Origin of the sequence: Microbulbifer litoralis (assembly GCF_023634065.1) — a bacterium.
Classification (GTDB): domain Bacteria; phylum Pseudomonadota; class Gammaproteobacteria; order Pseudomonadales; family Cellvibrionaceae; genus Microbulbifer; species Microbulbifer litoralis.
Map to the genome: position 1 here is coordinate 54468 of NZ_JALKCV010000007.1, position 23538 is coordinate 78005.

23 protein-coding genes are annotated in these 23538 nt (G+C 62.2%); 12 read left to right on the forward strand and 11 right to left on the reverse strand.

Going from position 1 to position 23538, the window contains the following annotated elements:
- Position 1 precedes the first annotated feature (1 nt).
- The 5 genes from MWN76_RS11965 to MWN76_RS11985 all read right to left on the reverse strand — a co-directional run bounded on the left by MWN76_RS11965 (position 2) and on the right by MWN76_RS11985 (position 6080).
- Positions 2 to 1195, reverse strand: coding sequence for a restriction endonuclease subunit S (locus tag MWN76_RS11965; protein ID WP_250461657.1), 1194 nt, complete (start codon positions 1193 to 1195; stop codon positions 2 to 4).
- Positions 1188 to 3281 (reverse strand): type I restriction-modification system subunit M, encoded by a 2094-nt coding sequence (locus MWN76_RS11970; protein WP_250461658.1) that lies wholly within the window; start codon positions 3279 to 3281, stop codon positions 1188 to 1190. Before MWN76_RS11970 ends, MWN76_RS11965 begins: the two co-directional genes overlap by 8 nt.
- Positions 3282 to 3613: 332 nt before the next feature.
- Positions 3614 to 4003: an acyl-CoA thioesterase gene (locus MWN76_RS11975; protein WP_250461659.1), complete on the reverse strand. Its 390-nt coding sequence runs from the start codon at positions 4001 to 4003 to the stop codon at positions 3614 to 3616.
- A 149-nt stretch (positions 4004 to 4152) separates the two neighbouring features.
- Positions 4153 to 5508 carry a TRAP transporter large permease gene (locus tag MWN76_RS11980; RefSeq protein WP_250461660.1) on the reverse strand — a complete coding sequence of 452 codons (1356 nt, stop codon included), beginning with the start codon at positions 5506 to 5508 and terminating at the stop codon, positions 4153 to 4155.
- Positions 5505 to 6080 (reverse strand): TRAP transporter small permease subunit, encoded by a 576-nt coding sequence (locus MWN76_RS11985; RefSeq protein WP_250461661.1) that lies wholly within the window; start codon positions 6078 to 6080, stop codon positions 5505 to 5507. Before MWN76_RS11985 ends, MWN76_RS11980 begins: the two co-directional genes overlap by 4 nt.
- A gap of 346 nt (positions 6081 to 6426) precedes the next feature.
- On the opposite strand from MWN76_RS11985, the gene MWN76_RS11990 reads away from it, so the two are divergent.
- The 7 genes from MWN76_RS11990 (at position 6427) to MWN76_RS12020 (ending at position 13542) form a co-directional block, all read left to right on the forward strand.
- Positions 6427 to 7497 (forward strand): PstS family phosphate ABC transporter substrate-binding protein, encoded by a 1071-nt coding sequence (locus tag MWN76_RS11990; RefSeq protein WP_250461662.1) that lies wholly within the window; start codon positions 6427 to 6429, stop codon positions 7495 to 7497.
- Positions 7498 to 7662: 165 nt separating this feature from the next.
- Entirely contained in the window at positions 7663 to 9042 is a 1380-nt protein-coding gene (gene pstC, locus MWN76_RS11995; RefSeq protein WP_250461663.1) for a phosphate ABC transporter permease subunit PstC, read from the forward strand.
- Positions 9035 to 10321: a phosphate ABC transporter permease PstA gene (gene pstA, locus MWN76_RS12000; RefSeq protein WP_250461664.1), complete on the forward strand. Its 1287-nt coding sequence runs from the start codon at positions 9035 to 9037 to the stop codon at positions 10319 to 10321. Before pstC ends, pstA begins: the two co-directional genes overlap by 8 nt.
- A 59-nt stretch (positions 10322 to 10380) precedes the next feature.
- Positions 10381 to 11256: a phosphate ABC transporter ATP-binding protein PstB gene (gene pstB / locus MWN76_RS12005; protein WP_425606619.1), complete on the forward strand. Its 876-nt coding sequence runs from the start codon at positions 10381 to 10383 to the stop codon at positions 11254 to 11256.
- 27 nt (positions 11257 to 11283) lie between these two features.
- A complete protein-coding gene (phoU, locus tag MWN76_RS12010; protein WP_250461665.1) occupies positions 11284 to 11985 on the forward strand; it encodes a phosphate signaling complex protein PhoU in 702 nt (233 codons plus the stop codon).
- A gap of 154 nt (positions 11986 to 12139) precedes the next feature.
- Positions 12140 to 12469 (forward strand): antibiotic biosynthesis monooxygenase family protein, encoded by a 330-nt coding sequence (locus MWN76_RS12015; RefSeq protein ID WP_250461666.1) that lies wholly within the window; start codon positions 12140 to 12142, stop codon positions 12467 to 12469.
- A gap of 272 nt (positions 12470 to 12741) precedes the next feature.
- Positions 12742 to 13542, forward strand: a complete 801-nt coding sequence (locus MWN76_RS12020; protein WP_250461667.1) for a putative porin — start codon at positions 12742 to 12744, stop codon at positions 13540 to 13542.
- A 79-nt stretch (positions 13543 to 13621) separates the two neighbouring features.
- On the opposite strand, the gene MWN76_RS12025 is transcribed toward MWN76_RS12020, so the two are convergent.
- Positions 13622 to 14902: a M48 family metalloprotease gene (locus MWN76_RS12025; RefSeq protein ID WP_250461668.1), complete on the reverse strand. Its 1281-nt coding sequence runs from the start codon at positions 14900 to 14902 to the stop codon at positions 13622 to 13624.
- A gap of 63 nt (positions 14903 to 14965) precedes the next feature.
- Here MWN76_RS12025 and MWN76_RS12030 point away from each other — a divergent pair, with 63 nt between their 5' ends.
- From MWN76_RS12030 to MWN76_RS12045, 4 genes are read left to right on the forward strand one after another with little or no spacing between them, the layout of a single operon-like run.
- The gene (locus tag MWN76_RS12030; protein WP_250461669.1) at positions 14966 to 15445 is read left to right on the forward strand and encodes a DUF4265 domain-containing protein; all 480 of its coding nucleotides are present in this window, start codon (positions 14966 to 14968) and stop codon (positions 15443 to 15445) included.
- Between the two features lie 52 nt (positions 15446 to 15497).
- The gene (gene yaaA / locus MWN76_RS12035) at positions 15498 to 16274 is read left to right on the forward strand and encodes a peroxide stress protein YaaA (protein ID WP_250461670.1); all 777 of its coding nucleotides are present in this window, start codon (positions 15498 to 15500) and stop codon (positions 16272 to 16274) included.
- Complete coding sequence (locus MWN76_RS12040) at positions 16271 to 16885, forward strand: DUF938 domain-containing protein (protein WP_250461671.1); 615 nt, start codon at positions 16271 to 16273, stop codon at positions 16883 to 16885. Before yaaA ends, MWN76_RS12040 begins: the two co-directional genes overlap by 4 nt.
- Positions 16885 to 17244: a hypothetical protein gene (locus tag MWN76_RS12045; protein WP_250461672.1), complete on the forward strand. Its 360-nt coding sequence runs from the start codon at positions 16885 to 16887 to the stop codon at positions 17242 to 17244. Before MWN76_RS12040 ends, MWN76_RS12045 begins: the two co-directional genes overlap by 1 nt.
- Before the next feature lie 399 nt (positions 17245 to 17643).
- Here MWN76_RS12045 and phoR read toward each other — a convergent pair whose 3' ends face one another.
- The 4 genes from phoR to MWN76_RS12065 all read right to left on the reverse strand — a co-directional run bounded on the left by phoR (position 17644) and on the right by MWN76_RS12065 (position 21339).
- Positions 17644 to 18945 (reverse strand): phosphate regulon sensor histidine kinase PhoR, encoded by a 1302-nt coding sequence (gene phoR, locus MWN76_RS12050; RefSeq protein WP_250461673.1) that lies wholly within the window; start codon positions 18943 to 18945, stop codon positions 17644 to 17646.
- 108 nt (positions 18946 to 19053) lie between these two features.
- Positions 19054 to 19758 (reverse strand): phosphate regulon transcriptional regulator PhoB, encoded by a 705-nt coding sequence (gene phoB / locus MWN76_RS12055; RefSeq protein WP_250461674.1) that lies wholly within the window; start codon positions 19756 to 19758, stop codon positions 19054 to 19056.
- 91 nt (positions 19759 to 19849) lie between these two features.
- Positions 19850 to 20731, reverse strand: a complete 882-nt coding sequence (ubiA, locus tag MWN76_RS12060; RefSeq protein ID WP_250461675.1) for a 4-hydroxybenzoate octaprenyltransferase — start codon at positions 20729 to 20731, stop codon at positions 19850 to 19852.
- Positions 20728 to 21339 (reverse strand): chorismate--pyruvate lyase family protein, encoded by a 612-nt coding sequence (locus MWN76_RS12065; protein WP_250461676.1) that lies wholly within the window; start codon positions 21337 to 21339, stop codon positions 20728 to 20730. The genes ubiA and MWN76_RS12065 overlap by 4 nt, the downstream gene beginning before the upstream one ends.
- A 167-nt stretch (positions 21340 to 21506) precedes the next feature.
- On the opposite strand from MWN76_RS12065, the gene MWN76_RS12070 reads away from it, so the two are divergent.
- On the forward strand, positions 21507 to 22808 hold the full coding sequence (locus tag MWN76_RS12070) for a dicarboxylate/amino acid:cation symporter (protein WP_250461677.1): 1302 nt from the start codon (positions 21507 to 21509) through the stop codon (positions 22806 to 22808).
- Between the two features lie 33 nt (positions 22809 to 22841).
- Here MWN76_RS12070 and MWN76_RS12075 read toward each other — a convergent pair whose 3' ends face one another.
- On the reverse strand, positions 22842 to 23513 hold the full coding sequence (locus MWN76_RS12075; RefSeq protein WP_250461678.1) for a hypothetical protein: 672 nt from the start codon (positions 23511 to 23513) through the stop codon (positions 22842 to 22844).
- Between the last annotated feature and the right edge of the window lie 25 nt (positions 23514 to 23538).

A 23538-nucleotide genomic window follows, 5' to 3' on the forward strand; every position in this document is an offset into this window, starting at 1 on the left:
GTCAGGCCGCGCCCGTTTCCCGCATGCCGGGTGGGAACTGGATATCCAGGTCTTCTACCGAGAGTTTGCCGCTGATTAGGCGGGGGAGTAGCATATCTTTGGTTTTTGTCAAATTTTCATTCTGTATCAGAAGGCTCTCGATTTGATCGAAAATTGGATCGACCAGTTTTTTATACTGAGCCATGATTTCTTCTGCAGGCGTCAGGATTTCTATCCGCTTGAAGGTACCCTTATTTAGCTCCGGAAAAGTGGCTCCACCACATAGAGATATAAAATGACTCCTGCTCAGTTTCAGCCAGAAATATAGATATGGCAGTGAATATGTAGAATTTGGTATGCAGGTGATGAAGCCTTGATTGGTGCAGGCTGGTGTTCTGTTAATGCCAATTTCACCAATCGTCGCCCGGCTGGTCATCATAATTGAGTACGCTGGAAACATCTTGGCGGAACAATTGCTAATGCCTTCTTCATTTGGCTTGTCTTTTGATTCGGTCAGGTACATTCCCTTCGCGGTGGTGATGTCTGAGGGAGTAAACCAGTTAACCGACCCTTCTTTCCAATAAGCATTCCGTTCTTTTGATGGGGTACCACCGCCGGTAAATTGGAATGCTTTTTCCAGCTTAATCAGTTGCCAATCTTTAGGTATTCCCTTTACGAACTTTTCCTTTTTATAGCCGGGAAAACGAAAACGCACAAACCACTCGCGATAGATTTCCTCAGCCATTTTTTCCAGCAGGGCAATACGACGATTATTGTTTTCAATCAGTTCCTCATATGCAGTTAAAATTGCTGCAACTTTTTCACGCGATTTAGGTAGTGGCGGAACACGTATTTTATGCAAATAATTTCTGTTAACTCCTGGGACAGCGCCAGCAGAGTTGAAGTTCTCATTCAGCACAGTTTTCAAATAATAGTAAACAAATCGGGGGTTGTTTCCTTTGAAATTTTCCACATAAAGGCTTGTGTTTAGTGGCCAATAATCGCTGGGAATATAAAAAACCTCTCCTAGAGTTCCGTATCGTCCAGTTACCACCCCAGGGCCAATAGCCATTGGATATTTATGCCACCCCGTTTGCCCGCTTGATGAAATGATAGGGTAATTTCCGGGCTCTCTGTCCCTATGAGGGAGGTCATAGCCCCGCTTAAAACTAACAATGTCACCTAGAGTTAAGTTTTTCTTTTTTGCTTTATTCATTTGTGATGGCTAATAAATTGTCACTAATTATCTTTGATAAGTGGTTAGAATCTTTGTTGAGAGTTTTGATTGTCTCATTTAGCTTGAGAAGCTCACTTAAAAATTCTTCCTCGGTCTTGCCATCCTCCTCAATCACCACGCCCACATAGCGCCCTGGATTCAGCGAATAATCCTGTTCCTTCACTTCCTCCGGCGTCGCCAGCTTGCACAGCCCGGTAACGTCTTCGTACTCGGCGTTGGGGAAGCGCTCCTGCAGCCAGTGGATATGTTTGAAATAGCTTTCCGCACTTTTCACTTCGGTGTGCAGCAGTTCCAGAGCCTCTTTTAATTGCCTGGTCTGGCGGTCGCTGGTGCCGCGTTTGCCGGCTTTTTTTGCGATTTCCGCCTGGGCCTCTTCGTGCTGGCGCACGGTCTTGTCCAGCTGCTTGAGGTTGTCGTGCAGGGCGGCGAAAAACGGCTCGAACTTTTTCTGCAGCTTGTGCTGGGCCCTGTTGATCGGGTTCACCTGTTTGTGGATGCGGAATTTGCCCTTGACCTCGTCGCGGTACTTGTCGAAATGCCCGCGCAGCCGCCCCAGGGCCTTCCACTGTTTGACCAGTTCGCGCACCGCCAGTTTGCCGGCGTCGTCGTCCAGCACGTCCAGCAGCTGCTCGCTCACCGGCTTTACCTGCTGTTCGTTTTCCGCCAGCAGCGCCATGCCCTGCTCAAAATAGCGGTCCACCAAACGCACAAAGCTGCGGCGCTGGCCCTTGTGCAGCTTGCTGATGATGGCGATGTTCTGGATCTGCTCTTCCGAGAACTCCCGGTGGGCGCGGTCGATCTGGGTGAAGATATTGCGCGCGTCGATAAACAGGATGCGGTCGTCCTGTTTGGCTTTGTCGAAGAACCACAGAGTGGCCGGCAATGTGACGGTGTAGAACATGTTCGACGGCAGCGTCAGCATACCGTAGATCAGGTTGTGCTCGATCAGGGTCTGGCGGATATCCGCCTCGCTGTGGCGGGCGTCGCTGGCGGAGTTGGCCATTACCAGCGCGGCGCGGCCCTTGTCTTTGAGGGAGGTGGCGAACAGGTTGATCCACAGGTAGTTGGCGTTCGGTACCGTCTCCTTGCCCTGCTCGCTTTTCTTGGCCTTGGTCTTCTTGCGCGGCACGCCGTAGGTGTTGAAACGCGGGTCCTTTTCCACGGTGGCCAGCGGCACATCGTCCACGTTGAACGGCGGATTCGCCATTACATAGTCGAACTTGCCAAAGCCGTCGTAGGGGTCTTCCGCGTAGCTGTTGGCCTGGCGTACCTCGCCGCGCAGGCCGTTTACCGCCAGGTTCATTTTGGCCAGCTTGACCGTATCCAGGGTCTTTTCCTGGCCGTACACAAACAGCTGATCCTGGTCTTGGTCTTCGCCGAGGGCTTCCAGTTCCTGGCGGTGGCTCTCCACAAAATGCTGCGACTGCACAAACATACCGCCGGAACCGCAGGCCGGGTCGTACACGGTGCCCTGGTAGGGCTCAATGATTTCCACCATCAGGCGCACCACCGAGGTGGGGGTAAAGAACTCGCCGCCGCCCTGGCCTTCGGCGAGGGCGAAGTTGCCGAGAAAGTACTCGTAAATCTTGCCCAGCATATCGCCGGAGGCGTCGCGGGGGATGTCGGAGAAGGTTTTCAGCAGCTGCGCCGGCAGGGTCTTGTCGGTACGCGCCAGCGGGATGTACTCGTCTTTGGGGAGTACGCCGTCCAGTTCCGGTTTGTACTTCTCGATATCCTGCATCGCCTCTTTGATCTTCTTGGCGATGTTCTTCTCTTCCGGCAGGTTCAGCAGGTAGTCGTAGCGGGCGTGATCCGGCAGATAGAAGCCGCATTTCTCGATGGCGATTTCGCTGATGGCCTTTTCCCGGCGGCCGCCTTTGAGCTTGGCGTGCTGCTTGAGAATTTCGTCTTCCGCCAGGGCGTATTTATTGTCGGCGAACTTGAGGAAGATCAGCCCCAGAACCGGGGTGGAGTACTCGCTGGATTTCAGGTCGCTGTTGGCACGCAGGTTGTCTGCGGCGGACCAGAGGTAGGCCTCGAGTTGTTTGAGCTGTTCTGCGTTCATGGGGTTACTGCTTGTTGAATCATTGGTGGGGTCCTAGCCGAAACATTCTGCCACAAACTGTTCCGCACGGAGAAAGACCTGGGGCGTGCGGGGCGATTTGCTGATTCTCGGGGACGGCATCCGTTAGAGCGGGGAGTGGTGAGCTTTCGCCGTGTGATTGCTGATTGCGGGGATATGTTCGAGGGAACGGGCTGTATAAACCTGCTGTGTCCGACAAGCGAAGTGGACACTGCCAATCCGGCTAACACCGTCTTTGACTGGCGAGCCGCAGCCTGGGGATAGGGCAGGACTGTAGGCGCTGCTACTTCCCTGCCATTGCTTGATTGCTCAGCTCAGGGCAGCGGCCTGGTGCGCCCACCCTCGTCAATGGCCACAAACACAAACTCGCCTTCGGTGACTTTTTCCTGTTCACCGGAGTCCACCCGTGTCAGCCACACCTCCACCATGGTGCGGATCGAGGAGCGGCCCACTTCGATGGCCTCGGCGTAGCAGCTGACGGTGGAGCCGACGGGTACCGGACGCAGGAACACCATGCTGCCGACGGCGACGGTGGTGACGCGCCCGCGGGCGATACTCTGGGCGAGGATGGCGCCGCCCACGTCCATCTGTGACATCAGCCAGCCGGCGAACACATCTCCCTGGGGGTTGGTGTCGCGGGGCATGGTCTGTGTCTGCAGGGTCAGGGTCCCGATGGGTTTCGGATCTTCATCAAGTGCTGACATCGAAAGCTCACGCATTGTTAGATTTATTGGTTCCGCCGGCCCGGTCTGTCGATTGCCCGGCGGCCGCACGGGTGGCGCATTCTAGCACAAACTGGTGATCAATTAACCAGTGGCGGTTGCCGCTTTCGCGGGGGGGCTGGCGCAAAAGCCTATGAAACCTGGCCGGGCAGCCAGGTGGCCAGTGCCGGCCACAGTGCCAGCACACACATGACCAGCAGCTGGATGGCGATAAACGGCATCACGCCCCGGTAGATGGCCCCGGTAGCCACTTCCGCCGGCGCCACCCCCCGCAGATAGAAGAGCGCAAAACCGAATGGCGGGGTCAGGAAAGAGGTCTGCAGGTTCAATGCAATCATGATGCCCAGCCACACCGGGTCGACGCCCATGGCCAGCAATACCGGGCCGACGATGGGCACCACCACAAAGGTGATCTCGATAAAGTCGAGGATGAAACCGAGCAGGAAGATCACCGCCATCACCAGCAGTGTCGCGCCGATCACGCCGCCCGGCAGGCTGTGGAACAAGCCGGTGACCAGCTCCTCGCCGTTGTAGCCGCGGAATACCAGTGAGAACAGCGAGGCGCCGATCAGTATCGCGAACACCATTGCCGTGACCTGCAGTGTGCTGCGCCCCACCTCGCCGGCGCGGTGCCAGCCCAGTGCGCCGCGGCTGCGTGCCAGCAGCCCCGCGCCCAGAGCCCCCACGGCGGCGGCCTCGGTGGGCGTGGCGGCGCCGCTGATGATCGAGCCCAGTACCAGCAGCATCAACAGGATCGGCGGCAGCAGGCTTTTGGCCGTCTGCAGGTAGTCCACGTCCTCCGGCACCCCGGAGGCCGCCGGCTCGCGTTCGGCCACGAACAGCAGGTAGACGATATAGGCAGTTACCAGCAGCATTCCGGGGATGATGGCGCCGACGAACAGGTCGCCGACGCTGACCGGCTGCGGATTGAAAATACCGGCGGACAGCTGTGCCTGCTGGTAGGCATTGGACAGGGTATCGCCGAGCAGCACCAGGGCGATGGACGGCGGGATTATCTGGCCGAGGGTACCGGTGGCGCAGATGGTGCCGGTGGCCAGCCGCGGTGAATAGCCGCGATTGAGCATGGTCGGCAGCGACATCAGCCCCATGGTCACCACCGTGGCGCCGACGATGCCGGTACTGGCGGCCAGCAGCGCGCCCACCACCACCACGGATACGGCCATGCCGGCGGGCAGCCGCGAGAACACCTTGGCCAGGTTGACCAGCAACTCCTCGGCGATGCGCGCCCGTTCCAGCATCACGCCCATCAGCACGAACAGCGGCACCGCCATCAGGGTACCGTTCTGCATGATGCCCCAGAGGCGATCGGGAAAGGCGCGCAGCAGCGCCGGGTCGAAAACCCCGCAGACGATACCCAGGCCGGCGGCCAACAGCGCCGTGCCGCCGAGGGTAAAGGCCACCGGGTAGCCGAACATCAGCAGGCCGCAGACGGCGGCGAACATCAGCAGCGGTACCAGCTCTATCACGCGCCCACCTCCTCGACCGCCTCGGCGCCGCTGGCGCGGACCTGCCGGGCGGGCGCCGGCGGCTGTTCCGCCCGCATCAGGCGCGCCAGCGCGCGGCACAGCTGGGCGATGCCCTGCAGTGCCAGTGTCAGCGCCGCCAGCGGAATCAGGCTCTTCAGCAGGAAGATGCCCGGCAGGCCGCCGGCGCTGCCGCTCGACTCGTACACCGACCAGCTGGAAGCGGCGAACTGCCAGCTGCCGGCGGCGATAAAAGCGCACAGCGGCAGCAGGAACACCAGCGTGCCCACCGCGTCGACCCAGGCCCGGGCCCGCTCGCCCATACGGCGGTAGAAGACATCCACCCGCACGTGGGCGTCGCACTGCAGGGCGTAGGCGAGGCCCAGCATCAAGGCGGCACCGTGCAGGTAGACCACCGAGTCCTGCAGCGCCACCGAGCCGCCGTTGAAGGCGTAGCGCAGCAGCACCACCGCGCTCTGCAGCAGCACCATGGCCAGGGTGAACCAGGCGAGCAGGCGTCCGGCACCGCCGGCCAGCCGATCCAGGCCGCGGGCGCAGGTCAGGAGTGGGGACATGGGGAGATCTCTCGTGACATCTTATTGTTTTGTTCTGTGTGCGACAGACTAACGCCTCCCCGAAGCCGGCGCCAGATTCCGGATGTCGGTATCTGTAACCTGTTTGTCATCTTTGGTTTATAGAATCGTCACCCGTTATTCCTCGTGGGCAGCTTGTAAAGTTCGGTAACAAAGGAGCACAGCCAAATCGTTCAGATCAAGGCGAGAAAGCGCTGGAATAGCAGCGTTATTTCAAGCTTTCTCAACGCAGAGCTGGGCGATTTGGCGAAGTGAACTGTTACCTAACTTTGCGAGCGGCCCACTAGCATCGCCGCGTGACACAAATACGAACACCCCGGAGTTATCCATGCACAAGCGCTCCCTGAGCAAGAAACTGGTGGCCGCGTCCCTGGCGACCCTGAGCATCGCCGCCTCCCAGGCCGCCATGGCCGCGCGCGACCATATCAGTATCGTCGGCTCCTCCACCGTCTACCCCTTCACCACCACCGTGGCGGAGCGCTTCAGCCGCGCAACCCAGTTCAAGACCCCGGTGGTGGAATCCACCGGTACCGGTGGCGGCATGAAGCTGTTCTGCCAGGGCGTGGGCGAGAACACCGCCGATATCACCGGTGCCTCGCGCCGTATCAAGCAGTCCGAACTGGATATGTGCAACGGCAACGGCGTGGATGTGGTGGAGGTCCAGGTGGGCTACGACGGCATCGTGCTGGCCAATGCCAGGACCGCCGAGCCCTTCCAGCTGTCCCGGAAGGACATCTTCCTGGCCCTGGCCAAGGAGGTGCCGAACCCGGACGGTTCCGAGAGCCTGGTGCCGAACCCGTACAAAACCTGGAAGGACGTGAACCCGGCGCTGCCGGCGCACCGGATCGAAGTGCTGGGTCCGCCGCCGACCTCCGGTACCCGCGACGCCTTCGCCGAGCTGGCGCTGGAAGGCGGTTGCAAGCAGTACGACTGGATCGCCGCCAGGAAGAAAGAAGACAAGAACGCCTACAAGGCCATCTGCCACAACATGCGCGAGGACGGCGCCTACATTGAGGCCGGTGAAAACGACAACCTGATCGTCAACAAGCTGGTGGCCAACCCCAACGCCCTGGGCATCTTCGGCTTCAGCTTCCTGGACCAGAACTCGGACAAGGTGCAGGGCTCGCTGATCGAGGGCAAGGCACCGACCTTCGACTCCATCGCCGACCAGAGCTACCCGGTTTCCCGGCCGCTGTTCATCTATGTGAAGCGGGCGCACGCCAAGGTGATTCCGGGCATGAAGCAGTTCCTGGCCGAGTTCACCAGCGAGCGCGCCTGGGGCGAGGACGGCTATCTGGCGGACAAGGGCATGATCCCGCTGCCCGCCGCCAAGCGCCGGCAGGTGGTCGCCGATGTGCGCAAGCTGAACGCGCTGACCAACCTGGCTGCCAAGCAGTAAGAACGGCAGGGTTCCGGGAAAAATACCAAGCAAACGGATTTGCCGGCCAAGCCCCCATGTAACGGGGCTTGGCCTTTGTTTTATTGGAATGCCGCCCACAAGGGCAATGGAAACGTCGTTAAAAGCCCGGATAATGCCCGGCGAACCTTTTGGCTGAGCGAATCGATGCAAACACCTACCCTATTCGCGCTGTTGTTGCTGCTGGTGCTGGTGGCCTACGGCACCGGCTTTACCCGCGCGGTGACGGCCGCGCGCGGCAGCGGCGGCCTGCGCAACCTGGCCTCGCTGCCCAGCTACTACGGCCTGTACACCGCGCTCTGGTGCGGCCTGCCGGCGCTGCTGCTGCTGGCAGCCTGGCTGGTATTCGACGACGGGATCATCCGCGCCATGGTCATGAACAGCCTCGCCGACAAACCGGCGGCGCTGTCGGACCAGAACCTGCTGTGGGCCCAGATCCAGAATGTTGCCGCGGGTAACCTGTTCGGCGAGCCGGAGCCACAGGTTGCCGCGGCGGCGGCGCACCTCACCGAGCTGCGCAGCACCACGGGAATGGTCCAGGCGGGTTTGACACTGGTGATCGCCGCCGGTCTCGGCGCCTTTTCGCTACTGCGCTTCTCGCCGCAACTGCGCGCGCGGGAAAAGGTGGAAAGCGTGCTGCGCTGGGTGCTGGTGGCCTGCGCCTGCGCCGCCATCTTCACCACCGTCGGCATCCTGCTGTCGGTGCTGTTCGAGTCGCTGCGCTTTTTCCACGCGGTGCCGATCACGGAATTCCTGTTCGGCCTGCACTGGAGCCCGCAGATGGCGCTGCGCGCCGACCAGGTGGGCTCCAGCGGCGCCTTCGGCGCCGTGCCGCTGTTTACCGGCACCATGATGGTCTCCGCCATCGCCATGTTCGTGGCCGTGCCGGTGGGCCTGATGTCGGCCATTTACCTGGCCGAGTACGCCAGCAAGCGGGTGCGCAACTTCGCCAAGCCGGTGCTGGAAATCCTCGCCGGCGTGCCCACGGTGGTGTACGGCTTCTTCGCCGCGCTGACCGTGGCGCCGTTTGTGCGCGACGCCGCGGCGGCCATCGGCCTGCAGGCCTCCAGCGAGAGTGCACTGGCGGCGGGTCTGGTGATGGGGGTGATGATCATTCCGTTCGTATCGTCGCTGTCCGACGATGTGATCAATGCGGTGCCGCAATCGCTGCGCGACGGCGCCCTCGGTCTCGGCTCCACCCATTCGGAAACCGTGCGCAAGGTGGTCATCCCCGCCGCCCTGCCCGGCATTGTCGGCGGTGTACTGCTGGCGGTGTCGCGGGCGATCGGCGAGACCATGATCGTGGTCATGGCCGCCGGCCTGGCCGCCAACCTGACCGCCAATCCCCTCGACTCGGTCACCACCGTGACGGTGCAGATCGTCACCCTGCTGGTGGGCGACCAGGAATTCGACAGCCCCAAAACCCTGGCCGCCTTCGCCCTGGGCCTGATGCTGTTCCTCACCACGCTGGTGCTGAACTTCATCGCCCTGCACGTCGTGAAAAAATACCGGGAACAGTATGACTGACCTTACGCAACAGCAGGTACGTGAGCGCATCGAGCGGCGCCTCGCCAGCCGCCACCTCAAGGAAAAAATCTTCCGCGGCCTGGGGATCGCCAGTATCGCCTTCGGCGTGCTGGCGGTGGCCATCCTGTTTGCCGATATCATCGCCAAGGGCAGCGGCGCCTTTGTGCAGAGTGACATCCAGCTGGAGATCACCTACGACCCGGCGGTGTTGGGTATCGAACAGGTGGACCAGGAAAGCCTTACCTGGGCCAACTTCACCGGTGTCATCCGCGAGGCGCTGCGCGAACGTTTCCCCGACGTCAGTGGCCGCGCCGAGAAGCGGGAGCTCTACTCGCTGGTGTCCACCGGCGCACCTTTCGCGCTGCGCGACCGGCTCGCAGCCGATCCGGAACTGCTCGGCCAGACCGAGAAGGTGTGGCTGACGGCGGACGACGACGTGGACACCTTCGTCAAGAGCCTGTCCGATTCCAGGAACGGTTTCCGCGGCCGCACCTCGGACCGCATGGCCGGCTGGATCGACCAGCTGCTGGTCGCCGGCGAACTGAAGAAGCGCTTCAACAGCAATTTCTTCACCAACGGCGACTCGCGCGAGCCCGAACAGGCCGGTATCCGCGCGGCGCTGGTGGGGTCGCTGTTCACGCTGCTGGTGACCCTGATGCTGTCCTTCCCGATCGGCGTGGCGGCGGCCATCTACCTGGAGGAGTACGCGCCCAGGAACCGCTGGACCGACCTGATCGAGGTGAACATCAACAACCTCGCCGCGGTGCCGTCCATCGTCTTCGGCCTGCTGGGCCTGGCGATCTTCATCAATTTCTTCGAGATGCCGCGCTCGGCGCCGCTGGTGGGCGGCCTGGTGCTGACGCTGATGACCCTGCCCACCATCATCATCTCCAGCCGCGCATCGCTGAAGGCGGTTCCGCCGTCGATCCGCGAGGCGGCCATGGGCATGGGCGCCTCGCGCATGCAGGTGGTGTTCCACCATGTGCTGCCGCTGGCGATGCCGGGGATGCTCACCGGTGCCATCATCGGCATGGCGCAGGCGCTGGGCGAGACGGCGCCGCTGCTGATGATCGGCATGGTGGCCTTTATCGTCGACGTGCCCCACGGCATCACCGACCCGGCCACGGTATTGCCGGTGCAGATTTTCCTGTGGGCGGACAGCCCCGAGCGCGCCTTCGTCGAGCGCACTTCCGCCGCGATCATGGTGCTGCTGAGTGTCCTGATCGCAATGAACGCCAGCGCAGTGTGGCTGCGCAAGAAACTCGAGCGCCGCTGGTAGCGGTGTTGTCGGAAATGATCGGCCCGCACCGCGAGTGCTAAGATAACGGGATTGTCTTTATGAATACCATGACCCTGGATGCCGGCCACGCGGCACCGGCACAACCCGAGAGCCTGGAAAAAGAAACTGTGGACAGCCAGACCAAGGTACGCGAAACCGTCGGCCAGCCCTTCTGCGACGATGCCAAGTTGCGCATGCGCGGCGTCAATGTCTTTTACGGCGAGGCGCAGGCGATCCACGAGGTGAGCCTGGATATCGGCCGCAACGAGGTGGTGGCGATGATTGGCCCGTCCGGCTGTGGCAAGTCCACCTTCCTGCGCTGCCTGAACCGCATGAACGACACCATCGACAGTTGTCGCGTCGAGGGCGAAGTGACGCTGGACGACGAGCCCATCTACGGCCCGAAAGTGGACGTGGTGCCGCTGCGCGCGCGCGTGGGCATGGTGTTCCAGAAACCCAATCCGTTTCCGAAATCCATCTATGACAATGTCGCCTACGGTCCGAAAATCCACGGTATCGCCAGCCGCCGCGCCGAGCTGGACGACATCGTCGAGAACAGCCTGCGCCGCGCCGGCCTGTGGAATGAAGTAAAGGAGCGCCTGGACAAACCCGGCACCGGCCTCTCCGGCGGCCAGCAGCAGCGCCTGTGCATCGCCCGCGCCATCGCCGTGAGCCCGGAAGTGATCCTGATGGACGAACCCTGTTCGGCCCTGGACCCGATTGCCACCGCGCGCATCGAGGAGCTGATCGACGAACTGCGCGAAAACTACACCATCGCCATCGTCACCCACTCGATGCAGCAGGCCGCGCGCGTCAGCCAGCGTACCGCCTATTTCCATCTCGGCCACCTGGTGGAGGTGAACGATACCGAGACGGTCTTCACAAATCCGCAGCACGAGCTGACCGAAGCCTATATTACCGGCCGCTTCGGCTAAACTCTGGCGAACAGAAGCGACAGAATTATGGACATGCATTTCGATCAACATATCTCCCGCCAGTTCAACGAGGACCTGGAAAGCATCAAGACCGAGATGCTGGAAATGGGCGGCATGGTCACCCGCCAGGTGGCCGACGCGGTCGAGTCGTTGGCCAACGCCGACAGCGAGCTGGCGGAAAAGGTGCTGCGCGTCGAGGAGGAGATCGACCGGCGCGAAATGGCGCTGGACGAACACGCCACGCTGATCATCGCCAAGCGCCAGCCGGCCGCGTCGGACCTGCGCATGGTGATGTCGGTAATCCGCATTGCCCGCGACCTGGAGCGCGTCGGCGACGAGGCCGGCAAGATCGCCAAGATGGCCATCGCACTGACCGACGAGGGCACCTCGCCGCGCGGCTACACCGAGATCCGCCATATCGCCAGCGCCGTGCGCCGGATGCTGAACGATTCACTCGATGCCTATACCCGCTTCGATGTGCAGTCCGCGATGCGCACCCTGGCCGAGGACGAACAGGTGGATATGGACTATCGCACCGCGGTGCGGGAAATGATCACCTACATGATGGAGGACCCGCGCAGTATCTCGCGCGTGATGAATGTCCTCTGGACCCTGCGCTCGCTGGAGCGTATCGGCGACCACGCCAAGAATATCTGCGAGCAGGTGGTTTACCTGGTGGAAGGCACCGATATCCGTCACGGCCACGAGGACAACCTGAAAAAGGCCTGATAATTTTCGGGACTCGGGACTCGGGACTCGGGACTCGGGACTGGGGACTCGGGACTCGGGACTCGGGACTCGCTGTAGAAGCCTGCTTGCAGGCGAATTAAAATGGCCGCGCTATGCGGCCATTTTTTATGGTGGCAACAGGGAGATCGCGCCAATGAAATATATTTTCGAAGTCCGTATCAAGGAGGGTCACACCGCCGAGGAATACGCCAGGGCCTGGGTGCGTGCCTCCGAGCTGATCCAGCGCGCCCCGGGTGCCCGCGGCACCGAACTGCACCGCAAGATAGGCGACCCCGATACACTGATCGCCATCGCCAGCTGGGACAGCAAGGCGCAGCGGGATGCGATGGAATCCCGGCACGATGCGGAGATTGCGGAAATCATTCGCAGTGCCGCGCCCTTTGTGGAAATTCATCCCCTGGGGGAATTCGAGGATCCGGAATGGGTGGTACGACCGTCATCGAATCGACGTTTTGATGACTAACCCGGGCGTACCCGAACCGGAAAACCCGCCGGCGCAATTGTCATACAAACAGCGTCTGAACAGCCTCTCTCCAGAAAATAATAATCAATTCGTTTTCGGCAGCAACCTACAGCGCTCAAACTGAACGGATGCTGAACCCGAAGCGCCTTCGCCGGATATTTTTCTTTTTTTCGAGAGACTCCACATTTGCGCCAATTCTTGTTGCCAGCGATAAAACTTTTGCTAGAATCCGCGGCCCAATTGGACCCCCAAGTGTTAAAAAGGAAATTGCAATGAAGTTCAGATTCGCTGTCCTGCCGCTGATGGTTTTCGCTGCGACTGCATCGGCCGAAAGCTACAACTCCATCACTACTGCTACCTACGAGAATGCTGAGTACCCGACTACCGATTTGGATACTTTCGATATCGGCAGCAAATATTACTTCGCCCCGCTGGAGACCATGGGGCCGTTGAAAGAATTTGAATATATCATCGATACAACCAATCTCTATGGCAACTATCGTTATACCGATTACGACGGTGGTGATACCGATACCATGACACTGGGCGGTGAGTACTTTGCGGCCAACGGTTTTATGGTCGGTGCCGAGGTGACCGAAAGCGACGGTAACGATGGCAATACGCTCTCCGCTGGTTACCTGTTCAACCCAAATTTCCTGCTGAGCGTTCACCGGGTGGATCAGGACAACAGCGATGCCGAGAATTATGTCGGTGCGCGCTATAACCACAGCCTGGGTGGTACCGACTATATCGGTTTCGATTTCGAGACCGATGACGATTTCGACACCCAGTCCCTGTCCTCCAAGCTGTTCAAGGGCCTGGGCAATGAGACCTGGGTGGCCGTCGAAGCCGGATATGTCAACTTCGACGAAGCGGACAACTACTGGAATGTCGGTGCCGAGTACTACTTCAGCAAAGAGACATCCGTAGGTGCGGGTTATGACGAGCGCGAGACCTTCGACCTGAGTGTCTCCCACTTCTTCAATCGCAATGTGGCTGGCAATATGACCTACGCCACCAACAACGATACCGATGTGGACCAGTTCCTGCTGGGTGTAACCGTCCAGCTCTGATGGCGCCCGTGCGCGTCAATCGTTCGCAGTAATAAAAAGGGCCGCATCTGCGGCCCTTTTTATTGTTCCCGGATCCTGTTCAGCCCTGGTTGCCCAGCGCCTGCATCCGCGCCTGGGCCTTGCTGCCGATATCGCCGCCGGCCTGGGCCGCGGTCTGGTAGTGGCTGTAGGCGTTGTTGACATTGCCCTGCTGCTCGTAGACCTGTCCCAGGTAGTAATGGGCGTAGGGCGTCTCCAGGTAGCCGAGTGAGCGGCTCAGGTCGCGCTCGGCAGCGGTGTAGTTTTTCAGCTGCGCGCTGGCCACGCCGCGCTTGAGCCAGTTGGAAAAGAGGCCGGGGTTTTTCTGTACCGCGGTATCGTAGGCCCGGTGGGCATTCTTGTACTGTTTTTGGTGGGCCAGCAGGTCGCCCTCCAGGGCGTAGAAGGCGGCCTCTTTCGGCTGTTGCTGCTGGGCGCGGCGCACCAGCGTCAGGGCGCGGTCGTACTGTTCGTTGTTGATCGCGGCCACGGCGTCGTCGTAGTTCTTGTAGGCGTCGGCGTCGCGCTTCAGCTGGGCGATGGCCTTCTGGTAGGCGGCGCGGTTGGTGACGCCGCCCCCGGGCAGCTGCTTGGCGCGCTTCCTGTTGGCTTCCACCCGCGCCTGGGACGGCGGGTGGCTGGCGAACAGTGCCTGCAGGCCGCCGGACTGGCGCCCCTTGGACAGCTCCACAAACTTCTCCTGCAGCCGCACGGCCCCCTGGGGATCGTAGCCGGCCGCAGCCATATACTGCATGCCGTACTTGTCGGATTCCAGTTCGTTCTCGCGGCCGTAGCGGGCGATATAGGCGCCGCCGCCAAGCTGACCGCCGAGGGCCACCAGGTCGCCGTAACCGGTGTCCTGGGTGGCGGCGCCCAATACCGCCAGGCCGGCCCCCAGCACCTGCTGCTGGGACATGGCGGCGGCGGAGTGGCGCGCGGCGGCGTGCACGATTTCGTGGCCGAGCACCGCGGCCAGCTCCGATTCGTCCTCGAGAATGGTCAGCAGGCCGCGGTTGACGGCGATCTTGCCGCCGGGCAGCGCCCAGGCGTTGGGCGTGGAGTTGTTCAGCACCACGAACTCGTAGGGGAGTTGCGGCTGGTCGGAGACCCGCGCCAGCTTCTGGCCGATACGGTTGACGTAATCCTGCAGCGACTGGTCGACGATATACTTGCCGCCCTGCTGCTGCTGGTTGATCGGGTACTGTTCCTCGCCCAGCGCCAGCTCCTGGCCCTGGGACATCAGTGACAGTTCCTTCTTGCCGGTCACCGGGTTGACCGCACAGCCGGCCAGCAAGGACACGGCCGCGGCGGCCGCGGTTATCTTGAGTGTGCGCGAGATCATCGCCTCCTCCCTGTATAATGTCTGGTTTATGGAGCTATTTTACACAGTCCCGGGAGTGAGGTTATGGCGGCACTGCAGATTATCGAACTATTCGCCGGTATCGATCCGGATGGACAGCCGGTGGTGGAGCGGCTGCAGGTACGCGTGAACGAGGACGACAGTTGCCAGTTGGTGCGCTCGCCGGCGTTTATCAAGGGCATCGCCAGTGGCGACACCATCAAGGTGGACAGGGACAGCCAGCAGTTCGAGCTGGTCAGGCGTTCCGGCAACCTGGCGGTGCGGGTGCTGTGCCGCGGCGACAGCGCCGCGCTGTCCGACAAGCTGACACCGCAGCTGGAGAAGCTCGGCGGCGAGCTGGATATGGAGAACCCGCGCCTGCTGGTCTATTCCATCCACGTCAGCTGCGGCTTTGCCGAGATCGAGGAGATACTGAACAGTGTCTGCGACGGCGCCAACAGTCTCTGGAACTACGGCAATGTCTACGACCCCGAGGACGGCCAGACACCGCTGAACTGGTGGGTGGATATCCTCAAGCCGGAATAGTCCCGTCCTCCTTTGAATCTGGTGAACAAAACCCACTGACACAAGGAATCCGATGTTAATCGTTATTTCCCCGGCCAAGACCCTCGATTACGAAAGCGAGATCCCCGCGCTGGATACCACCCAGCCGGAATTCCTCAGGGAGTCCTCGGCGCTGATTGAAGAACTGCGGGCGCTGAGTCCGCAGGATATCTCCAGCCTGATGAAAATCTCCGACAAGCTGGGCAGCCTGAACTACGACCGTTTCCAGAGCTGGAAGCGCCCGTTTACCGCCAAAAATGCCCGCCCTGCCGCGCTGGCGTTCAAGGGTGACGTCTACAGCGGGCTCGAGGCCGGGACCATGGGCAAGCGCGACTTCAACTATGCGCAGAAGCACCTGCGTATGCTGTCTGGCCTCTACGGCCTGCTGCGGCCACTGGACCTGATGCAGCCCTACCGGCTGGAAATGGGCACCAAATTCGAGAATGCCCGCGGCCGCAATCTGTACGAATTCTGGGGCGACAGGATCACCGGGGCGCTCAATGCACAGCTGAAAACGCTGAAAAGCAGGGAGCTGGTCAACCTGGCCTCCAACGAATACTTCAAGGCGGTACAGCCCAAGGTGCTGGAGGCGGAGATCGTCACCCCGCATTTCAGGGACTGGAAAAACGGCCAGTACAAGATGATCAGCTTCTACGCCAAGAAAGCGCGCGGCCAGATGAGCCGCTGGGCGATCGACAACCGGGTCCGGAAGGCGGAGGAACTGAAAGGCTTCGATGTGGCCGGTTACCGCTACAACGCGGAGCTTTCCAGGGGCAATGACTGGGTCTTCACCCGCGACGAGGCCGAATGAGCGAATCGCCACTGCCGGACGCACCGGCCTGCGGGCGCAACCGCGGGCCCATTTTCGAACAGCTGCAGCGCCTGCTGGCGGACCGCACGCATGTGCTGGAGGTGGGCAGCGGTACCGGCCAGCACGCGGTCTATTTTGCCCCGCGCCTGCTGCACCTGGTCTGGCAGGCCTCGGATCGGGTCGGGAACCTGCCCGGCATTCGCGCCTGGCTGGCCGCGGAGCCCGCCGACAACCTGCCGCCGCCGCTGCACCTGGATGTCGACGGCCACTGGCCGGACCTGTCCGTCGACGCGGTCTTTACCGCCAATACGCTGCATATCATGTCCGCCGAGTCGGTGCGCACCTTCTTCCGCACATTGCCGCAGCTATTGCAGCCCGGGGGGCTGCTGATAGTCTATGGCCCGGTCAAAATGGCCGGGGAGTTTATCGGCCCCAGCAACGGCGACTTCGATCGCCGGCTGCGGGAGCGGGATCCACTGAGTGGTATCCGCGACCTGGAGTGGCTGGATCGGCTGGCCGGCGAGGCCGGCCTGGCGCGCGAGGAACTGAATTATCTGCCGGCCAACAATCAACTGCTGGTCTGGCGCCTGCAAAACGGAGGGGAGCAGTAATGCCCGAGTGGTTTGAGATGAGCGTGGTCGTCGCCTTTGCGATTGCCGCGGTATTTTTCTTTGCCAAGTACCGCGAGACGGCCACGGCGCTGCACGAGAGCGAGCGTATGAAAAAGCGCCTCTCCAACGACCTGAACCGCTACCGCGATATGCCGCGCCTGCGCGCGCTGCGCGACGCCATGGTCAGCGCCGACGGCCTGCCGGTGGACGACGACGGCCGCGAACACCTGCTGCTGCGCGACGGCGACCTGCAGCTTCATCACATCACCCTGCGCCGCCAGTGCAATGCGGTCAGCGAGGGGGATGTGGTGACCTACACCAGCAATGGCGAAGAGGTACCGCTCGAAGAGCTGGAGTAATACTCTCTGCTGTCATCGGTTGGGGGGCGCCCTGTTTACAGGGGAACTTCTGACTGGTGCCAATAAGCTCATCCAGAGGCGGCAGGACCTTCGCATCAGCTTCAGTGTTCTTGTCGAACTATCTGCATAGCCAAATAGAAATCGAGCGCTGGGGCGAAGGCGCTGGTACCGGTAGAGGTTTGCCAGACCTTATGAGACAGGGATGTCGATTAGAGCGTACAGGGACGTATTCACCGCGTGTCTGGCAAACCTCTACCGGTACCAGCGCCGCCAACTGACCGCCTAACGGTTGAAGCCAGACGGGCACTGTAAAAAGGGCGAACACCGCGTTCGCCCCTACGGTAGAAGCTCGTCATGTCCGGGTGTGGTGAAAGAGCATCTACGGCTTTCTTGCAATTCTCAGGCGGCGGTCTCGGACACCAGTTTCTGCGGCGGGAAGTGCAGGGTAAAGGTACTGCCGCGGCCGGGCACGCTCTCCACACTCATTTCGGCGCTGTGGCGCAGCAGCACGTGCTTGACGATCGCCAGGCCCAGGCCGGTGCCGCCGCTTTCGCGGGAGCGGCCGGCGTCCACGCGGTAGAAGCGCTCGGTCAGGCGCGGGATATGGATCGGGTCTATGCCGATGCCGCTGTCGCTGACCGAGAAATGTCCGCCGCGCTCGTCCACCCACCAGCGCAGCTGCACGGGACCGCCGGCGGGGCTGTATTTCACCGCATTCAGGGCCAGGTTGGCGAAGGCGCTGTGCAGCTCGGTGGCGTCGCCGATCAGGGTGGCATCCTGCTGGCAGTCGACGCCGATCTCGTGGCGGCCGGCGCTGAAACTGCGCGCCTCCCGCGCGATGCGCTCCACCAGCTCCGCCACGGCAATTTTCTCGCGGCCGCTGTCGCGCTCCGACGTTTCCAGCCGCGCCAGCAACAGCAGGTCGTTGACCAGTGTGGTCATGCGCTCGGTCTGCTCGCGCATCTGGGTCATCGGTTTCTGCCAGCCGTTCGGCGCCATGCCGCTGCCCTCGAGGGTTTCCAGGTAGCCGGCAATCACAGTCAGCGGCGTGCGCAGCTCGTGGGATACATTGGCGACGAAGTCGCGGCGCATCTGCTCCAGGTTGTGCAGGCGGGTCACGTCGCGCACGATCACCAGCGCCTCGTCGCGCCCGAAGCGGGTCACTTCCAGCTGCAGCACGCGCGCCTCGTTGCCCGGCGCCGGCATGGTCAGCGGCTCGCGGGTGTTCCGATCTTCGCTGTGCATATAGCGCACGAAGCCGGGATCGCGCACGAAATTGACCAGCGGCTGGCCGGCATCGGTTGGCTGCAGTGCCAGCAGTTCGCCAGCGGCGGGATTCCACCAGGCCAGGTTGCCGTCGTCCTCCAGTGCCACTATACCCTCGCGCAGGGCGCTGGTGCTGTCCTGCACCCGGCGCAGCATCGCGTGCAGCTTCTGCTTTTCGCGCCGGTGGCGGCGCTGGATGCGGTAGAAATCGTCGGAGATATCGCCCCAGACACCGAAGTTGGTCGGCGCCGGGCCGCGGCGGCCGTTGGCCAGCCAGCGGTCGAAGCGGTTCTGTTGCCAGAAGATCCAGACCAGGTAGACGGCGAGACCCAGGGTCAGCGCCAGCAGCCAGTGGCCGCTGGCGAAACCGAAAATGGTGCAGCCGAGGGCGATGACTACGAAGCGGGAAAATTCGCCGATACTGCGGTCCAGCATAGTGGTGTCGTTGTTGCGGTTGGCGGGGAAATCTTACACTTTTGGGTCGCCGATGGCACAGGCCGGAACGGGCGCATTTGCCGGGCCCCCGCCCCGGGGAGCCGGGTCCTACACGTTCTCCGCGGTCTGTACGGAAAAGCGGTAGCCGGTGCCGCGCACCGTCTGGATGAAGCGGTCGTGGCCGTCCACGGCCAGCGCCTTGCGCAGGCGGCGGATATGTACGTCCACGGTGCGCTCCTCCACATAGACGTTGCCGCCCCAGACGTGGTCCAGCAGCTGTGTGCGGGTGTAGGCGCGCTCCTGGTGGGAGAGGAAGAAGGTCAACAGGCGGAATTCGGTCGGCCCCATATCCACCGACTGGCCGCGGATGGTCACGCGGTGGCTGAGCGGGTCCAGTACCAGCTCGCCGGCGGTCAGCGGCTCCTCCGGCGTGGACGGTCCGGCGCGGCGCAGCACCGCTTTCAGGCGCGCCACCAGCTCCCGCGGCGAGAAGGGTTTGGTGATGTAGTCGTCGGCGCCGGTTTCGAGGCCCTTGATCTTGTGGTCCTCCTCACCCTTGGCGGTGAGCATGATGATCGGCAGCGTCGAGGTGAGTTCGTCGCGCTTCAGGCGCCGGGCCAGCTCGATGCCGGACACATCCGGCAGCATCCAGTCGAGCAGGATCAGGTCCGGCTGCTCGTCGATAACCATCGCGTGGGCTTCCTGGGCATTCTCCGCCTCAATACAGCGGTAGTCAGCCATTTCCAGGGCCACCCGCAGCATGTCGCGCACCGGCGCCTCGTCGTCGACTATCAGGATTGTCTTGTTCTGCATCTGCCTGTCATACCCCATTTGTGATATCAGACATTTAACGACATTGACGTGACAAATATATGACAGTCCGCAGGCGATCCCCAGCGATGCCCTATCCCGGCAGGTAGTGGAACAGTATTCCGGCAAACAGCGAGGCGCCGACCCAGTTGTTGTTCAGGAAGGCTTTGAAGCATGGATCCCGTTGCCGGTCGCGCACCAGCCACTGCTGGTAGGCGAAAAGTGCTGCGGCCCCCGCCAGGCCCAGGTGGTAACTTGCCCCCAGCTCGAAGCGCTGGCCGACCAGCAGCATCGCGAACAGCGTCATCAGCTGCAGCAGGCCGGTCATGGCCCGGTCCATATCGCCGAACAGCACCGCGGTGGATTTGACTCCGATCTCGAGGTCGTCGTCCCGGTCCACCATCGCATAGAAAGTGTCGTAGGCGACGGTCCACAGCAGATTGGCGGTGTACAGCAGCCAGGCCGCCGCCGGCACCTCGCCGGTGACCGCGGCGAAAGCCATCGGGATACCCATGCTGAAGGCGGCTCCCAACACCACCTGCGGCAGGTTGGTGTAGCGCTTGGCGAACGGATAGCAGAAGGCCAGGGCCACCGCCGGCAGCGACATCAGGATGGTGAGGGTATTGGTGGTCAGCACCAGCAGCAGCGACAGCAGGCTCAGGCCCAGGAACAGCAGCACCGCACCGCGCGGTGTCGCGCGGCCGGTGGCCAGCGGCCGCGTCGAGGTGCGTTTTACACGACCGTCGATGCGGCGATCGGCGAAGTCGTTGATGGCGCAACCGGCCGCGCGCATCAGGATCACGCCGAGTGTAAATACCGCGAACAGGTGCAGGCCCGGCCAGCCGCCGGCGGCCAGCCACAGTGCCCACCAGGTGGGCCACAGCAGCAGTAGCGAGCCGATGGGCCTGTCCAGGCGCGCCAGCTGCCAGTAGGGCAGCGCCGCCGGCCAGCGTTGGTTGAGTTGTTGGCTGATCACGGTGATCCCCCCTTTTCCGGTTCTTCGGTCGCCGCCGCGCGTGCAAAGGGGGCCGCGCCGGGCTCGAAGGCGCGCAGGAAAGTCTCCGACACCAGCAGCGGCTTGTCCCGCAGCCAGAAAGTGGAGCGCCGGCCCCAGGCGCGCTCGTTTTCCGCCGCCAGCTGCGGCAGCCGGCAGTGCGGGTTGCGGCGCAGGCAGTTGAGTACGATCGGGCCGCGGCGAATCTCCGGCTCACTGAACAGCAGCTCCCCCAGCGGCCGGTTGTCGAGGCTGCGCAGGTAGCGGGATTTGCCCTGCAGGCTGCGCAGCGGCAGCACACTGCGGGCGTAGACCCAGGGCTGGTTGCGGCCGCACAGCAAGACTTCGCGCACCAGCGCGCGGCTGCGGTCGCGCAGGCCCAGTGCGCGGCGCTCCTCCAGATCCGGTTGCTGCCAGCGCTGGCTCAGTACCTCCACCCGGAACCGGTTGTCGCTCAGGTGTTTCAGTGCCGCGGTCAGTGAGCCCGGGTGCAGCAGCCAGGGCATCAGCGCTGCCGGCGGCTGCCGGTGCAGGGATTCGAGAGGCTGGCCCAGCCAGTCGCCGACCGGTTCGTAGGGAGGTTGGTACAACTGCGACTCCGCTTTTTTGCAAAGGGGTATTGTACCGTGGTCGGCTGTCAGGTGTAGACCGGATGGAGCGCAGCGGAATCCGGGAAAGAGGCCGGCGCCGCGCGCCCGCATCATTTGATATAGTGCCCGGCTACCGAAATAAAACAATCGAGACGGGAAGTTACCCCATGGGCCTCACCACCAGAATCCTGATCGCAATGCTCGCGGGCATCGTCATCGGTGTACTGTTCAATTTCCTCAATACCAGCCAGTTGCTGGGCAGCGGCTTCACCGGTTTTATCAACGCCTATATCACCGAGGGGCTGTTCGATGTGGTCGGCCGCATCTTTATCGCCTCGCTGAAACTGATGGTGGTGCCGCTGGTGCTGGTATCGCTCGTGTGCGGCGCCTGTGCCCTGTCCGAGGGCAGCCGTATCGGTCCGCTGGCGGGCAAGACGGTGCTGCTGTACCTGCTGACCACCGCCGCCGCCATTACCCTGGCGCTGTGCCTGGCCATGGTGATCCAGCCCGGTGTGGGGGTGGAGGTGACGGCGGACGCGACCTTCGAGGCCCAGGAATCGCCGCCGCTGGCGGATGTGCTGGTGAACATCTTCCCCACCAACCCGGTGGAGGCCATGGCCCAGGGCAATATGCTGCAGATCATCGTATTCGCCCTGCTGATGGGCTATGCGATATCCCGCTGCGGTGAGCCGGGCCGGCGTATCGCCAGCTTCTTCAACGACCTGAACGAAGTGATACTGCGCATGGTCGGGGTGCTGATGGTGTTCGCCCCCTACGGGGTCTTCGCGCTGCTGGCCAAGACTTTCGCCACCCTGGGGATGGAGTTCATCCTCGACCTGGGCAAGTACTTCCTGGTGGTGCTGGGGGCGTTGCTGGTGCACGCGCTGGGCTTCTACTCGATACTGCTGAAGCTCTTGTCGGGCCTGAACCCGCTGGAGCTGATCAAGAAGATGCGCCCGGCGCAGGTATTTGCGTTCAGTACCGCCTCCTCCGCCGCCACTATTCCGGTGACCCTGTCCACGGTGGAGAAACGCCTGGGAGTCGACAACAAGATCGCCGCCTTTACCGTGCCGCTGGGGGCCACCATCAATATGGACGGCACTGCAATCATGCAGGGCGTGGCGACGGTGTTCATCTCGCAGATGTACGGAATCGATATCGGCCTGATGGGCTACCTGACGGTGATCCTGACCGCGACCCTGGCATCCATCGGCACCGCCGGCGTGCCGGGTGTGGGTCTGATCATGCTGGCGATGGTGTTGCAGCAGGTGGGGCTGCCACTGGAGGGTATCGCCATCGTGATGGGCGTGGACCGGTTGCTGGATATGGTGCGCACGGCGGTCAATATCACTGGCGATGCGGTGGTGAGCACCATCGTTGCCAGGAGCGAGGGCGCCCTGTCGGAAGAGACCTTCAACGACCGCAACTATAACAGCGTATCCGGCACCGCCGGGGCCAGCCCGCAGTGAAACCGCCGGGGCCGCACGGCGGCCCCGCGCGCGTCAGCCGGCGGCCAGGTCCTCCAGCTCGCCGGCATCCAGTTCGCCATCGATCCTGTCCAGGATTTCCTCGACCATCGCCGCCAGCGCCCGTTTGATCGCCTCCTCGGTGTTGTCCTCGGCGGTATCGCCGCTGCGGGAGGTCCGCACGCGGTACGCCTCGCGCACATCGAGGCTGGCGATATCCAGGTTGCGCTCGCGCAGGGTGCGGCCGGACAGGTCGCGCAGCCGGTAGTAAAAATGGCCTTCCAGCTGCACGGTGCCGCGTTCGAGGTCGTAGTCACCGTCGCGCTGCAGGTTGCTGAAGTGCTTGATCACCTTGATGTCGAGGCGGTTCTGCAGTGTCAACTGCCCCTCGCGCGCCACCAGCGGCACTTCCTCGTCGGCAAAAAAGGTATTCAGCTGCAGCGACAGTTCGCCCTGGAGGTGCCTGCGGTACTTCTGCAGTGCGGCTTCCTTGAGCTCGCTGAGGCTGCTGCCGCTGCCGGCGTCGGCCAGTAGCAGCGACAGGTTGGCACCGCTCACCGGCATGGGGACGTCCATGGCGATGTCGGCGGAGGTTACGTGTAGCGTGGGGGTTTGCCCGTCGCCCAGAAAACCACTCTGGGCGGCGGCCGCGCAGGAAAAGGTCATCAGGCCGGCCATAATCAGCCCGCCAGCTGTAGATCTCATCACCAGACTCTCCCTGAGTTCTTATGTT